The following is a 14,341-nucleotide window of genomic DNA, read 5'->3' as shown; positions in this document are numbered from 1 at the left end:
ATCCAATTTACAGATAAGGAGCAAGCTATGTCCGCACCTGCCGATCCGCGCATCGAGACCGTCCGAGACTACTTCCGCAAGGTGGACGCCAAAGACCCGAGCCTGATCGACCTCTTCACCGACGATGTGGAGTTCTTCTTCCCCAAGTTCGGCACGGCGCGCGGCAAGGCCGCGGTCGCGAGGTTCGGCGAGCGGATCGCGCAGGAGGCGGCGCGGCTGACCCACGACATCGACGGCTTCGTCTTCACGGTGGAAGAAAACCGCGTTGTCGTGGAGGGCCGGGAGTGGGGCGTGACGGCGGACGGGCGGGAATGGCCGGACGGCGAAGTTTCGCAGGGCCGCTTCGCCAATGTCTTCGAGTTCGACGGGCCGCTGATCAGCCGCACCTATATCTATGTTGATCCCGACGTCACCAGCGACGACGCCCGCCGCATCGCGCTTTACCGGGAGGGAAAAACCGTCCAGACGCCGCAAAGGGTAGCCGAACTGTATCTCGAACGGGTCGCCGCGTTCCTGGCCGCGCCCGAGGCACCCGGCACGCTTGACGCGATCCTCGACCTTTTCGCCGACGACGTGGATTGGGACATTCCCGGCGATCTCGAAACTGTTTCGTGGATCGGCCCGCGCCGGGACCGCGAAGGCGTCGCCGCCTTCTTTCGTGAACTGGCTGAACGGATTGAGCCGCGCGGCGCGAAGGTCCGGCGCATCCTTGCCGACGAGCAGACGGCCGTGGTGCTGGGCGATCTGGAGTCACTGGTCCGCGCTACCGGCAAGCTGATCCAATCCCCCTTCGCCTACGACCTCACGGTGCAGGACGACAAGATCGTCCGCTACCGCATGCTGGAGGACAGCCACGCCGTCGCCCGCGCGGCGGCCTGATCCCTCACGACACCCTGCCATTCTCGGCAAGGAAGTCGAGCAGCGCCCGGACGCGGGAGGGCAGCGGGCCGCCCTGGCCGACATAGACGGCGTGGAAGGCTTCTGTTTCACCCGTGTCGAGATCGCCGAGCACGGGCACCAGCCGTCCGGCGGCAATGTCCTCGCGCACGGTGAAGGCGGCGAGCCGGGCAAGGCCCACACCTGAAAGCGCGAGGTGGCGCAAGCCCTCGCCATCGCTCGCCTGCACGCGGCCCGTCGCCGGCACCACGATGGTTTCCCCGTTCTCCCGAAGCGGCCAGCCATCGACGGTGCGCGCATAGCCGAAGCCGAGGCGATTGTGCCGTTCGAGGTCGGCGATGGTGCGCGGCTCGCCGCAGCGTTCCAGATAGGACGGAGCCGCGACAATCATCAGCGGCGTTTCCCCGAGCTTGCGGGCGACGAGGCTGGAGCTTTTCAGCGGCCCGGCACGGATTGCGACATCGGTGCGCTCGGCCAGAAGATCGACCACCGCGTCGGTCTGCACGATGTCGAGCATTACGCCCGGATGCAGCGCCAGGAATTCCGGCAGGATGGGCGCAAGGACATGATTGGCGTACGAGGCGCTGGTGTTGACGCGCACGCGCCCGACCGCCTGCTCTCCCGCGCTTGCGGAGCGCTCGGCATCCTCCAGATCGGCGAGGATGCGCGTCGCACGTTCGTAGAAAGCGCAACCCTCGGGGGTGAGCTGGAGCTGCCGCGTCGAACGGTTGAGCAGCCTTGCACCAAGCCGCGCTTCCAGCCGCGCGATGAGCTTGCTGACCGCCGAAGGCGTCATGCGGGAAGCGCGCGCGGCAGGCGAGAAGCCGCCAAGCTCGACCACACGCACGAACACCTCCATCTCCCCGGACCGGTTGACCTCAATGCGCGCCATGATGAGTTCATCTCACATGTGATGTTCCATGGCGCATTCTATTTCATCACGCAGTCACCGTCTATCTTTGGGCAATCGCTTCGAAAAGATCGAGACAACATCATGCCGCTGGCGCTCTATGCCCTGACGGCCGGAGCCTTCGGCATCGGCGTCACCGAATTCGTCATCATGGGCCTCTTGCTGGAGGTCAGCCGTGAACTCAACGTCACCATCGCCGCTGCCGGGCTCCTGATCTCCGGCTATGCGCTGGGCGTCACCATCGGCGCGCCGGTCCTGACCGCGTTCTCCGCCCGCTGGCCGCGCAAGCATGTGCTGGTCGGACTGATGGTGATCTTCGTCATCGGCAACGCCGCCTGCGCGCTCGCGCCGACCTATGGCTGGCTGATGGCCGCGCGCGTGCTGACCGCGCTGACCCACGGCACGTTCTTCGGCGTCGGGGCGGTGGTCGCGACCGGTCTTGTCCCGGACGACAGGCGCGCCTCGGCCATCGCCATCATGTTCACCGGCCTGACGGTCGCGACCGTGCTCGGCGTGCCCTTCGGCACCTGGCTCGGCCAGCACTATGGCTGGCGTTCAACGTTCTGGGCGGTGACGCTGGTGGGGCTGGTCGCGCTGGCGGTGCTCGCCGCGCTGGTGCCGCAGGACCGATTGCGGCCGGAAGCGTCTGACTGGCGGGCCGACCTGCGCGCCATCGCCCGCCGTCCCGTTCTGCTCGGCCTGCTGACCACCGTGCTCGGCTATGCCGGCGTCTTCGCCGTCTTCACCTACATCGCGCCGCTGCTGACAGAGATCAGCGGCTTCGACGACAGCGCCGTCTCGCCGATCCTGCTGGTGTTCGGCGGTGGATTGGTCGCGGGCAATCTGTTGGGCGGCAGGCTCGCCGACTGCAACCTCGTCCGCGCCATCCTCGGCGCGCTGGCCGTGCTCGCCGTGACGCTCGGGGGGATGACCTTCGCGCTGAACAGCCAGATTGCCGCCGTTATCTTCACCGCGCTGCTTGGCGCTGCCGGCTTCGCCACCGTCGCGCCCTTGCAGATGTGGGTGCTCTCCAAAGCCGAAGGCGCGGGCCAGAGCCTCGCATCGAGCTTCAACATCGGAGCCTTCAACCTCGGCAACGCCATCGGCGCATGGGCCGGCGGTGTGGTCATCGAGCAAGGACCGGGGCTCGCGCTTGTGCCGATGACGGCCGCGCTGTTTCCACTGCTCGCCATCGCCACCGCGCTGATCGCCGTTAAGGCGAGCCGGCGAAGGGGTTCTGCAACTCAAATCACAGGATGAAACCATAATGCCCTATGAAGCCCCGATACAGGCTGGCCGGAGACGGCCAATCCGGCCAGCCGTTCTTGCCGCCGCCTTCGCGCTCGGTGCTGCCCTTACCGGCCTGTCCACGGCACAAGCCCAGGACCAGAGCTGGGTCGGCACATGGACGGCGAGCCCGCAACCAATCTGGGGTTCGGATTTCCCTTTCCCGACCAAGATCCCGGCTTCTGTTGAGGATCAGACCTTCCGGCAGGTGGCGAAGATCAGCCTCGGCGGCTCGCGGGTGCGCGTGGTCTTTTCCAACGCGTATGGCGATCGGCCTCTAAGGATCGGCGGTGCGAGCGTCGGGCTGGCCGGCGAAAACGGTGCGGCGGAGCCCGGCACGATCCGCAAACTCACCTTCGGCGGAGAGGACGGGATCGTCATCCCGCCCGGTGCCCCGGCTGTCAGCGATCCGCTCGACCTGACGGTCGAGGCGCAGGCGAGCCTCGCCATCTCGATCTACCTGTCTGACGAAACCCCGCTGACCACCTTCCATTGGGATGGCCGCCAGACGGCGTGGTTCGGCGGTGGTGATCTGACGCAGGCCGAGGACTTCGCCGCGACGGCGACGACGGATGCCCGCGTGATCCTCAGCGACGTGCTGGTCGATACCCCCAACGAGGGCGCTGTCGTCGTGATCGGGGATTCGATCACCGATGGGAATGGAGCCACAGTCGATGCCGATACCCGCTGGCCCGACTTCCTTGCCCAGCGGCTCATTCCCCACCGGATCGCCGTGCTGAACGCCGGTATCTCCGGCGGTAGGCTCCTTCAGGACAAGATGGGCGTGAACGTCGCCGCGCGTCTCGAGCGCGAAGTTTTCTCGCAGCCGGGCGTAAGGGCGGTCATCCTCCTGATCGGCATCAACGACATTTCCTGGCCGGGCACGGATTTCGCGCCCGATCAGGCGCGGCCGAGCGCCGAAGAGCTGATCGCCGGCTATCGGCAGGTCATCGAGTTGGCGCGTGCGAACGTCATCCGGATCGTCGGGGCCACCTTGCCGCCGTTCGAGGGCGCGTTGAGCGGAACGCCGCTCGACAACTACTACCATCCTGACAAGGACGCGCTGCGTCACGAGATCAACCGCTGGATCAGGGAAAGCGGTGCGTTCGACGCCATCGTCGATTTCGACGCAGTGCTGCGTGACCCGGACAACTCCGCGCGGATCAGTCCGGCATTCGACTCCGGCGACCACCTTCATCCCGGCGATGAGGGCAATCGGGCCATGGCCGACACCATCGACCTCGACGCACTGCTCGGCCGCTGACCCATCCTCCCTGTAACGAAAGGACGATCCCATGGATTATCGCAATCTCGGCAAATCCGGCCTCAAGGTGCCGGTCCTGAGCTTCGGCGCAGGCACCTTCGGCGGCTCCGGCCCGCTCTTCGGCAATTGGGGCAATTCCGACGCCACGGAAGCCCGACGCCTCGTGGACATCTGCCTGGAGGCCGGAGTCAACCTGTTCGACACGGCAGACGTCTATTCCGACGGCGCGTCGGAGAAAGTGTTGGGCGAGGTGATCAAAGGGCGACGCGACGCGGTGCTGATCTCGACCAAGACCAGCCTGCCGATGGGCGACGGTCCCAATGATGCCGGTTCTTCGCGCTTCCGGCTGATCCGCAGCGTCGAAGATGCCCTGCGTCGTCTCCAGACCGACCATATCGACCTGCTCCAGCTTCACGCCTTCGATGCCGCCACGCCGGTCGAGGAAGTGCTTTCGACGCTCGACATGCTCGTTCGCGCCGGAAAGGTCCGCTATGTCGGCGTGTCCAACTTCTCCGGCTGGCAGATCATGAAGTCGCTGGCGGTCGCCGACCGCTACGGTTGGCCCCGCTATGTCGCCAATCAGGTCTATTACTCGCTGGTCGGGCGCGACTACGAATGGGATTTGATGCCGCTGGGCAAGGATCAGGGCCTCGGCGCGATGGTCTGGAGTCCGCTTGGCTGGGGGCGGCTGACCGGAAAAATACGGCGCGGCACGCCGCTGCCCGAGGGCAGCCGCCTGCATGAGACCGCGAGCTTCGGCCCGCCGGTGGACGACGAATATCTCTATCGCGTTGTCGATGCGCTGGACTCGGTGGCAGAGGAAACCGGCAAGACGGTGCCGCAGATTGCGCTCAACTGGCTGCTGCAACGTCCGACAGTTTCCTCGGTCATCGTCGGCGCGCGTAACGAGGAACAGCTTTGCCAGAACCTCGGCGCGGTCGGCTGGAGCCTGTCAGCCGAACAGGTCGCAAAGCTGGACGAGGCCAGCGCCGTCACCGCACCCTATCCTCATTCGCCCTACCGGCGACAGGAGGGCTTCGCCCGGCTCAATCCCCCGATGGCGGGATAGCGCCATGGACCGCGGGCTAATCTGGCGGCACCCGCAGCATCTCTACCAGCGCGCGCAGTGCCGCCGGGGCTTGGCGGCGGCCGGGATAATAGAGGAAGAACCCCGAATAAGGCGGGCACCAATCCTCCAGCACTCGGACCAGGCGGCCCGAGGCGAGGTCTTCGCCGATGTGTTGCTCCGTGGAATAGGCCAGTCCGACGCCATCGAGCGCCGCCGCTACCATCAGGTCGGGATCGTCGAGGACCAGCGGGCCGTTCACCGCCACGGTCAACGCCCGCCCGTCTTTTTCGAACTCCCACCTATGGAGTGCGCCGCTTCCGATCTGACGCCAGCCGATGCAGCGATGCCGGTGCAGGTCGCGTGGCGTCTCCGGCGGCGGAAAGCGGGCGAAGTAGTCGGGCGAGGCAACGACGGCAGTGTTGAGGTCCGGCGTCACCCGCACCGCGATCATATCCCGTTCGATGCTTTCGCCAAGGCGGATGCCGGCATCGAAACCCTGCCTGATAATATCGACGAAGCCGTTCTCGGCGGCGATTTCCAGCGTCACATCGGGGTAGCGCTCGGTAAAAGCGCGGAACTTCGGTGCCAGCACCCGCGCCGCCATCGTGCGCGGCACGCTGATCCTGATCGTGCCGGCGGGATGATCGCGGAAGTCGTTGATGGTCTCGACCGCCGTTTCGATGCTGGTGAAGGCTGGGCCGATCTGGCGCAACAGCGCATGGCCGGCTTCGGTCAGCGCGACCGTGCGCGTGGTGCGGCTGACCAGCCGCACGCCGAGCTTGCCTTCAAGCGAGCGCAACGAATGAGAGAGCGTGGACGGCGTGAGGTTCAGTCGCGCGGCGGCGCGGCGGAAGCCGCCTTCCTCCGCGATGGCCACGAAGGCCGCCAATTCTCCGAGATCGCCCGTTCGCATGATTGATGAATTTTACCCAACAACTCATGTGATACAAGGCGGATTATTCCGAACAATGCGACCGTGTATCGTGGTGATCCAACTCCAATTCCCATGAGGATCACCCATGCCTGACACCGCTTCCACGTCTTCCACCCGCCGTCTTGAAGATCGTGTCGCCATCGTCACCGGCGGCGGCACCGGCATCGGCCGCGCCGCTGCACTTGCTTTTGCGCGGGATGGCGCGACGGTCGTGCTGGCCGGACGCCGCCCCGCCGAAATTGAAACGGTCGCAGCCGAGATTGCAGCCTCGGGCGGGGACGCGCTCGCCGTGCCCACGGACGTATCGAAGGAAGACGACATTCGCCGCCTGATCGACACGGCGATCGATCGCTTCGGCAGGCTCGACGCCGCGTTCAACAATGCCGGCATTCTCGGAAACTTCGCGCAGATCACCGAGCAAACCAGCGCTGATTTCGACACGGTGATCGCCACCAACCTTCGCGGCGTCTGGCTGTCGATCAAATACGAAATCCAAGCCTTTCTCGCGCAGGGCACGGGCGGCTCCATCGTCAACACGTCTTCATGGCTGACGAAGGGCGCGCTGGCAGGATCGTCCAGCTACTCCGCCAGCAAGGGTGCGCTCGACGCGCTGATCCGCGCGGTGGCTATCGAGTATGGGCCGAAGGGCATCCGCATCAACAACATCAATCCCGGCATCATCGACACGCCGATGGCGCGCAGCGGCTGGACCGACGATTCCGCCTTCGTGCCCTTCATCGAGCATACCCCGGCCAAGCGTGCCGGCCAGCCCGGCGACGCTGGCGATGTCGCGGTCTGGCTTGCGACCGACGAAGCCCGTTTCGTCACCGGCCAGAGCATTCTCGTGGACGGTGGCTACACCATCGGCGGGTTGCGCTGAAAGGAAGACTGACCATGGACTACGTTCGTCTCGGCAACAGCGGCCTGAAAGTCTCGCGGCTTTGCCTCGGCTGCATGACCTACGGCGATCCGGCATGGCGGCCTTGGGTGCTCAAGGAAGACGAGGCCCGGCCGTTCATCCGCGATGCGTTGGAAGCTGGCATCAACTTCCTCGACACCGCCAACGTCTATTCCTCCGGCGAGAGCGAGCGGATCATCGGCCGCGCAGTCAGGGACTTCGGGCGGCGCGACGACGTGGTGATCGCCACCAAGGCGTTCTTCCCCATGAGCGACAAGCCGAACGACCGTGGCCTGTCCCGCAAGCATATCTTCGCCAGCGTCGATGCCTCGCTGGAGCGGCTGGGCACGGACTATATCGACCTTTTCGTCATCCACCGCTTCGACCCGGAAACGCCCATCGAGGAAACGGCCGAAGCGCTCGACGCCGTGGTGCGGGCCGGCAAGGTTCGCTACCTCGGCGCGTCCTCCATGCACGCCTGGCAATTCATGGAGCTTCTGGCCTTCCAGCGCTACAACCGGCTGGCGCGCTTCATCTCCATGCAGAGCCAATACAACCTCGTCACGCGCGAGGACGAAGAAGAAATGATCCCGCTCTGCCGCGAGGAAGGGATCGGACTGACGCCCTGGTCGCCGCTCGGACGGGGGCTCCTTGCGGGCGCGCGCAAGGCCGGCACGCTGCGCGCCGGCACCGACGAGCAGGTCAGACAATGGTATGATGGCCGCGCGGAAGTGGGCGAAACCGTTGCGACCATCGAAAGCGTTGCATCGGAACGCGGCGTTCCCCTGGCGCAGGTGGCGCTCGCATGGGTGCTGGCCAAGCCGGGCGTCACCTCGCCCATCGTCGGCCTGTCCAAGCCGCATCACCTGACCGATGCGTTGGGAGCGCTGCCGCTTGACCTGTCAAACGATGAGCTTGCCGCGCTCGAAGCGCCGATGAAGACGCATCTACGAGGGTCGCGATGGTGAACCTCGCTGCTGGAGCGTCAGTCTCCACGCTTCCCAAGCAGGAAATCCCGCACATGGACAACGCGCGGATGACGCAACGCGGGCTTGTTCCAGGTGAGATAGAGGGTGTTTTCCGGTATCGCGCCGGGCGTCGGCAGCACGGTGAGTTGGCCGGCCTTGACTGCATCCGCGCAGAGATAGTCAGGCAGAACCGTCCAGCCTGCACCGGCCTTCGCCATCTCCAGAAGGAGGCGCAGGTCCGGCGCGGTCGCCACGGCTTGCATCGCAGGGGTCTTGTTGAACACGCGCTGGAAGAACTCGCGCACCAGCGGCAGGGTCTCGCCATAGGCGATGCACGGCAGGTCGCACAGGAACTCGGCCGTCACGCTTCTGGCCTTCGCCCGCTCCGCAATGCCGGGTGCGGCGACCGGCAGCAATCGTTCCCGGCCCAGTTCGGCGAAGCCATGCGCCTTGCCTTCGGGCGGCGAAGCCGTAACGGCGAGATCGGCATGGCCTTCGTCGAGCGCGGCATAGATTCGCGCGCGGTCGCCCGTCTGGATGCGCAGCCGCAAGCCTTCGCCAGTCAGCGGTGCGAGCCTCGGCGCAACGCGCAACGACAGATATTCAGCCGGGCCGACGATATGCACGGTACCGTTCAGTTGCGACGAACGCGCCTGCGCCGCGCCCATCGTCGCCTCGATCCCGTCGAGATGGTCAGCGACCGAGCGGGCGAGATCGTCAGCCGCTGGCGTTGGCGCGACGCCGCGCGCCTGCCGGATGAACAGCGGCTTGCCCAGCATGGTTTCCAGCGCAGCGATATGCGCCGACGCGGCGGGCTGGGTGATGCCGAGCCGCTGCGCCGCCCGTGTCAGCGAGCCGGCGCGATAAGTATCGAGGAACGTCCGCAGATAGATGAGGTGGTTCATACCGGATCAGCCATAGGATTATCTATGGCTGATAGCAGAATGAGCGATTTCTGTCATGGCTCTGGATCGGTCAAACTCACGCGACCCAATCAAGGAGCCTTCCCATGACCGAACTTCTTTCACAGATCAAAATCCTGTTCATCCTCACATCCGCCAGCACCATGGGCGTCAGCGACAAGCCGACCGGCCTTTGGTTCGAGGAACTGGCGACGCCCTATTATGCGTTTATCGACACTGGCGCGTCGGTGACGCTTGCCTCGATCAAGGGCGGCTCGGCACCCATCGACCCGCGCTCGTTGAAACCGAGAGGCGAGAATGAGGCAAGCGTTGACCGCTTCCTCGGCGACGAGGCCGCATCGAAGGCGCTGCACGAGACTCTTTCGCTTTCGGCCATCGACATTTCCGAATATGACGCGGTGTTCCTGCCCGGCGGCCACGGAACTATGTGGGATTTGCCCGAGAGCGCCGAACTGGCGACGCTGCTCGGCAAGGCATGGTCGGAGGGCAAGGTCATTGCCGCCGTCTGCCATGGCCCGGCCGGGCTTGTGAACGTCAAGGACGAAACCGGCTCGCCGCTGGTAAGCGGCCGTCGCGTCACTGCCTTCTCCGACAACGAGGAACGTGCGGCCGGACTGGACGAGGCGGTGCCCTTCTTGCTGGAAACCAGCCTGCGCGAGCTGGGCGGCCGCTACGAGAGCGTCGCCGATTTCCAGCCCCATGCCGTCGCGGATGGCCGGTTAGTGACGGGGCAGAACCCGGCGTCCTCCGCCCTCACGGCGAAGCTGACCCTGGAGGTGCTTGGGCGCTAATGATCGGCCTTGCTCCCCGTCCGCAAGCGTTCGATGCCGGGGATGGCCAGCACTTCCCCGGCCAGGAACTCGATGAGCAGCCTGACGCGCGCGATGCCAGCGCGTTCCGGCACGATGAGCATGTTGAGGGGCACGGATGGCGGAGCATGGTCCGGCAGGATCGGTTCGAGCCGGCCATCTGCAAGCAGGTCGTCAACCAGCCAGACGTGCGCCGGGCCGATGCCGCGACCGGCAAGATAGGCTTCGCGGGCGGCAAGCCCATGATCGACCCGCAAGCGTCCGGCGAACGGCACGAGATGGGTTTCGCCGTCCGGCCCTTCCAGCGTGAGCGCATCGCTTCCGGCGATGTTGGACATTTGGACGCCATTGAGCGCCGAAAGCTCGCCCGGCGTCGTGGGCCGTCCGTGCCGCATCAGGTAATCGGGCGAGCCGACGAGGATGCGCCGACTATCCCCAAGCGCCCGCAACTTCATCGAACTGTCGGCGAGCGGGCCGAGGCGGATGGCTATGTCCACGCCTTCGCGCACGAGGTCGATGCGCTCGTCGGTCAGGTTGAGATCGACGGTGATTGCGGGATAGCGGTCCTGAAAGGCGAAGATCAGCCGGCTGATATGCCGGACGCCGAGCGCCGCCGTGCAGGAGATGCGAACCGTGCCCACCGATACTCCGCGTGCGCTCCGCGCTTCGTCACTGGCCTGTTCCACCAGACGCAGAATCTGGACGGCGTTGGCATAGTAGTGGCTGCCTTCCTCGGTCAGCATGACGCGTCGCGTCGTTCGGGTGAGCAGCACCACGCCCAGGGCATCCTCCAATTCGCGAAGATGCCGCGTGACGCTCGACTGGCCGATATTCATCTCGCGCGCGACGGCCGAGAGGTTCCCCCGTTCCGCGACGCGGACGAAGGTGCGCATGCGTTCGAGCGTGACATTCGATTGATCCATTTTACGGCATTTTCCTATCCATATCCGATCTATACTGGATCAATGCCTAGACGCCTAGCTTGGGAGAAATTTGACTCCAACAAGCAGGTGCTCGCCATGAACATATCGATCGTCTTTGCTCATCCCGACCCCCAATCCCTCAATGCGGCCCTCCGCGATGCTGCCGTCGAGGAACTGAAGGCACAGGGCCACGCGGTGCAGGTCTCGGACCTCTACGCCATGAACTGGAAGTCGGAGGTGGATCGTACCGACTTTCCTAACCTCGACGCTGGCGAACGCCTGAAGATCGCTCCGGCATCCGGTGCTGCTTTCGCGGCCGATGCGCTGACCGAAGATGTGAAGGCCGAGCAGGAAAAGCTCCTCTGGGCCGACGTGCTGATCCTTCAGTTTCCGCTCTGGTGGTATACGATGCCGGCGATCCTCAAAGGGTGGGTCGATCGCGTCTATGCCTACGGCTTCGCCTATGGCGTCGGCGAGCACAGCGACCAGCGCTGGGGTAACCGCTACGGGGAAGGCACGCTCGCCGGCAAGCGCGCCATGCTGATCGTGACGACCGGCGGCTGGGCGGAGCACTATTCGCCACGCGGCATCAACGGCCCGATCGACGATCTTCTGTTCCCGATCAATCACGGCATCCTGCATTATCCCGGCTACGACGTGCTGCCGCCCTTCGTGACCTACAGGGTGGACCGTCTCGACAAGTCCGGTTTCGATCAGGCGGCCCGACCGTTTACGCGAGCGGATGCGGACGCTCGAAAGCACCCCGCCCATTCCGTTCCGCCGTCAGAATGGCGGCGACTATCTGATCCCAAGTTGCGAGCTTAGGCCCGGACTGGAACCGGCCGGCGACTCCGGCTTCTCGCTGCATCTCAAAAAAGTGGAGTAGCGATGCAGCGGAGTGTGCGCGTTACGCTGAACCGACCTGACTCTGAGCTTGCAGAGAGTTCATCTGTATCGTCCCGGCGAGGTTCCCATGATGCGGCGGAAGGTCGTGCTGAAGGCAGCTTCGGACTCATAGCCCACCGACGAGGCAATAGCGGGAAGCCGCTCGTCGGTTCTCCGCAATCGATCTGCCGCCAACCGCATGCGCCAGTTGATAAGATAATCGAGCGGCGTCCGCCCGACCACGTTGCGGAAGCGCTCAGCAAAACTGGTTCTCGACATTCCAGCGAGGCTGGCGAGTTCGGCCACAGTCCACTTTCGGCCCGGCTCGGCGTGCATCGCTCCAATAGCTCGCGAAAGGCGCGTGTCCGACAATGCGCCCAGCCAGCCCGGCGCTTTCGTCGCTTCGGACGCCAGCCACAGTCGAAGCACCTGCAACAACATGATCTGCGAAAGATGCTCCGCCATCAGCGCGCCGCCCGGTGGCTGCGCCTTGAGTTCGTCGGCGAGCTGTTCCAGCGCCCAGCGCAGCACGGCCGCCTGGGCGGAAGCATCGTGAACATGAAGGACGGCCGGGAGGGCGTCGAACAACAGCGCAGCGTGATCGCCCTCGAAGGAGAATCGGCCACCGATCAGGAAGAAGTCGCCGCCGCCGTTGCAGGTCGCGATCCCGTCCACAGCCCGGTCATAGATCGTCGGGGATTCTATCGCCGGCAGCGCGAGATCGGTCGCGAACTTGAAGGGACGCCCGCGCGTCAGGAGGAAGCAGTCGCCGGCCTCGATCCTCTGCGCTTCGGATTCTCCCTCGACCTGCACCCAGCAGGACCCGCGCATGACCGCGTTGAACTTGATCCCTTCATGCGGTGGGAAACGGATCGCCCAATCGCCACCCGCATCAAGACCGGCGCTGATCGCGCTTTTCGGCCGCAGCAGGGAAAGGACATCGGACAAGGGGTCCAAGGCAACAACTCCGAACGATCAAGAAGGAAGTTTGTACCTTACAGCATGGATCGTTCGGCTTCCAGCGCCGATCCTCTCCTGAGCATCCATGATGACAGGAGATTCATATGACCGATCACCAGAAACCGCTCGGCTCTAGCTTCGGAGCGAGGACAACCGCCAACGAAGCGCTCGCCGGCATCGACCTGTCCGGCAAGAACGCCATCGTCACGGGCGGCCATTCCGGCCTGGGAATCGAAACGACGAAGGCGCTGACCGGAGCGGGCGCGAGGGTGATCGTCGCATCGCGCGACCCCGCCTCGGCGGAGAAGGCGACCGCCGAGATTAGCGGCGTGAGCGTCGAGCAACTGGACCTATCGGACCTGAACAGCGTGCGGTCCTTTGCCGATCGCATCCTTGCCGCAGGCATCCACATCGACATGTTCATCAACAATGCCGGCATCATGGCCTGCCCGGAGATGCGCGTGGGGCCGGGCTGGGAGGCGCAGTTTGCCATCAATCATCTCGGGCATTTCGCGCTGGTAAACCGGCTCTGGCCTGCGCTCGAAGGTGGTGCGCGCGTCGTTTCCGTCTCGTCGGCCGGTCATCACAATTCGCCGATCCGTTGGGACGATATGCAGTTCGAGCAGGGCTATGACAAATGGCTGGCTTACGGCCAGGCGAAGACGGCCAACGCACTCTTCGCTGTCCATCTCGACAGGTTGGGCCGCCAATCCGGCATCCGCGCCTTCTCGTTGCATCCGGGCAAAATCTTCACGCCGCTGCAACGGCACCTATCGGAAGCCGAGATGATCGCGGCCGGCTGGCTCGACGCGGACGGTTCTCCGGCCGATCCGACCTTCAAGACGCCGGAACAGGGCGCGGCAACAGCGGTGTGGGCAGCGATCTCGCCTCAGCTCAACGGGCTCGGCGGCCTCTATTGCGAAGACTGCGACGTTGCCATACGCGCCGAAGCGATCGACGTGCCGTTCACCGGCGTCCGCGCCTATGCAACCGATCCCGACGAAGCCGAACGGCTCTGGAGGCGTTCGGCCGAGTTCATCGCCGCGTTTGACGCTGCTGCCGAGGCTACCGCCGAATGATGGAGGGCGGATAGCGATGCGGCGGCGCTGGCATTCGGCACCGATGGTCGATCGCCGATGGGGCGTGCCGACGCGGCTGGGCTCGCGCATTCCCCTCGTGTCGCTGATCCAGACCCTCGCCGTTGCCGAATACCTCAACTTCCGCCATGCCGCCAATGCCCTCGGCGTCAGCCCGTCGAGCATCAGCGCCCGCGTCAAGGCGCTGGAGCAGGAGCTTGGCGTGCTCCTCTTCGAGCGTCACGCGCGCGGCGTCCGGCTGACCGATGCCGGGCGCAGCTTCATCGAGCGGGTGGCCGCCGGCGTCGATCAGCTCGACCATGCGGTCAAGGCGGCCGGCAGGGCCGCATCCGGCGAATGCGGCCGCCTGCGCATCGGCGTGCCGTCCATGATCCCCGGCAGCTTCCTCGCCACGCTGGTCGGGCAATACCGCAAGGATCGTCCCGGCGTCGAGGTCGAGGTGACGGAGGGCACGGCCCGCGATGCCCTCATACAGCTTCGCGCCGACCGGCTCGACATTGCATTCGTGGCCGGAACG

Annotated in this window: 14 protein-coding genes and 1 pseudogene; 10 read left to right on the top strand and 5 right to left on the bottom strand. The window is 65.2% G+C overall.

What is annotated here, in order from left to right:
* The first annotated feature begins 27 nt into the window (after window positions 1-27).
* Window positions 28-879 (top strand): nuclear transport factor 2 family protein, encoded by an 852-nt coding sequence (locus NDN16_RS17765; protein ID WP_251114798.1) that lies wholly within the window; start codon window positions 28-30, stop codon window positions 877-879.
* A 4-nt stretch (window positions 880-883) separates the two neighbouring features.
* Here NDN16_RS17765 and NDN16_RS17760 read toward each other — a convergent pair whose 3' ends face one another.
* A complete protein-coding gene (locus NDN16_RS17760; protein ID WP_251114797.1) occupies window positions 884-1,789 on the bottom strand; it encodes a LysR family transcriptional regulator in 906 nt (301 codons plus the stop codon).
* Window positions 1,790-1,891: 102 nt separating this feature from the next.
* Here NDN16_RS17760 and NDN16_RS17755 point away from each other — a divergent pair, with 102 nt between their 5' ends.
* From NDN16_RS17755 to NDN16_RS17745, 3 genes are read left to right on the top strand one after another with little or no spacing between them, the layout of a single operon-like run.
* Complete coding sequence (locus tag NDN16_RS17755; RefSeq protein ID WP_251114796.1) at window positions 1,892-3,067, top strand: MFS transporter; 1,176 nt, start codon at window positions 1,892-1,894, stop codon at window positions 3,065-3,067.
* A gap of 7 nt (window positions 3,068-3,074) precedes the next feature.
* Complete coding sequence (locus NDN16_RS17750) at window positions 3,075-4,358, top strand: SGNH/GDSL hydrolase family protein (RefSeq protein ID WP_251114795.1); 1,284 nt, start codon at window positions 3,075-3,077, stop codon at window positions 4,356-4,358.
* A gap of 31 nt (window positions 4,359-4,389) precedes the next feature.
* Window positions 4,390-5,427: an aldo/keto reductase gene (locus NDN16_RS17745; protein WP_251114794.1), complete on the top strand. Its 1,038-nt coding sequence runs from the start codon at window positions 4,390-4,392 to the stop codon at window positions 5,425-5,427.
* 16 nt (window positions 5,428-5,443) lie between these two features.
* On the opposite strand, the gene NDN16_RS17740 is transcribed toward NDN16_RS17745, so the two are convergent.
* Window positions 5,444-6,340 (bottom strand): LysR family transcriptional regulator, encoded by an 897-nt coding sequence (locus tag NDN16_RS17740; protein WP_251114793.1) that lies wholly within the window; start codon window positions 6,338-6,340, stop codon window positions 5,444-5,446.
* Between the two features lie 106 nt (window positions 6,341-6,446).
* Here NDN16_RS17740 and NDN16_RS17735 point away from each other — a divergent pair, with 106 nt between their 5' ends.
* Window positions 6,447-7,241, top strand: coding sequence for an SDR family NAD(P)-dependent oxidoreductase (locus tag NDN16_RS17735; RefSeq protein WP_251114792.1), 795 nt, complete (start codon window positions 6,447-6,449; stop codon window positions 7,239-7,241).
* A gap of 14 nt (window positions 7,242-7,255) precedes the next feature.
* Complete coding sequence (locus NDN16_RS17730) at window positions 7,256-8,227, top strand: aldo/keto reductase (RefSeq protein WP_251114791.1); 972 nt, start codon at window positions 7,256-7,258, stop codon at window positions 8,225-8,227.
* Between the two features lie 17 nt (window positions 8,228-8,244).
* Here the strand turns inward: NDN16_RS17730 and NDN16_RS17725 are convergent, their stop codons facing one another.
* On the bottom strand, window positions 8,245-9,132 hold the full coding sequence (locus tag NDN16_RS17725; RefSeq protein ID WP_251114790.1) for a LysR family transcriptional regulator: 888 nt from the start codon (window positions 9,130-9,132) through the stop codon (window positions 8,245-8,247).
* A gap of 104 nt (window positions 9,133-9,236) precedes the next feature.
* Here NDN16_RS17725 and NDN16_RS17720 point away from each other — a divergent pair, with 104 nt between their 5' ends.
* Window positions 9,237-9,941, top strand: a complete 705-nt coding sequence (locus NDN16_RS17720) for a type 1 glutamine amidotransferase domain-containing protein (protein WP_251114789.1) — start codon at window positions 9,237-9,239, stop codon at window positions 9,939-9,941.
* On the opposite strand, the gene NDN16_RS17715 is transcribed toward NDN16_RS17720, so the two are convergent.
* Window positions 9,938-10,882: a LysR family transcriptional regulator gene (locus NDN16_RS17715; protein ID WP_251114788.1), complete on the bottom strand. Its 945-nt coding sequence runs from the start codon at window positions 10,880-10,882 to the stop codon at window positions 9,938-9,940. The genes NDN16_RS17720 and NDN16_RS17715 overlap by 4 nt on opposite strands.
* 96 nt (window positions 10,883-10,978) lie before the next feature.
* Here NDN16_RS17715 and NDN16_RS17710 point away from each other — a divergent pair.
* Window positions 10,979-11,768 (top strand): annotated as a pseudogene (locus NDN16_RS17710) (NAD(P)H-dependent oxidoreductase).
* A gap of 59 nt (window positions 11,769-11,827) precedes the next feature.
* Here the strand turns inward: NDN16_RS17710 and NDN16_RS17705 are convergent.
* Window positions 11,828-12,715 (bottom strand): AraC family transcriptional regulator, encoded by an 888-nt coding sequence (locus NDN16_RS17705; RefSeq protein WP_251114884.1) that lies wholly within the window; start codon window positions 12,713-12,715, stop codon window positions 11,828-11,830.
* A 116-nt stretch (window positions 12,716-12,831) separates the two neighbouring features.
* Here NDN16_RS17705 and NDN16_RS17700 point away from each other — a divergent pair, with 116 nt between their 5' ends.
* A complete protein-coding gene (locus tag NDN16_RS17700; protein ID WP_251114787.1) occupies window positions 12,832-13,806 on the top strand; it encodes an SDR family NAD(P)-dependent oxidoreductase in 975 nt (324 codons plus the stop codon).
* A 16-nt stretch (window positions 13,807-13,822) separates the two neighbouring features.
* On the top strand, window positions 13,823-14,341 hold a 519-nt coding region (locus tag NDN16_RS17695; RefSeq protein ID WP_435301122.1), incomplete at its 3' end, for a LysR family transcriptional regulator.

The organism is Aureimonas altamirensis, from assembly GCF_023702225.1.
Classification (GTDB): Bacteria; Pseudomonadota; Alphaproteobacteria; order Rhizobiales; family Rhizobiaceae; genus Aureimonas; species Aureimonas altamirensis_B.
The sequence above is the reverse complement of the archived record's forward strand: the minus strand, read 5'-3'. Positions and strand labels throughout refer to the sequence as shown.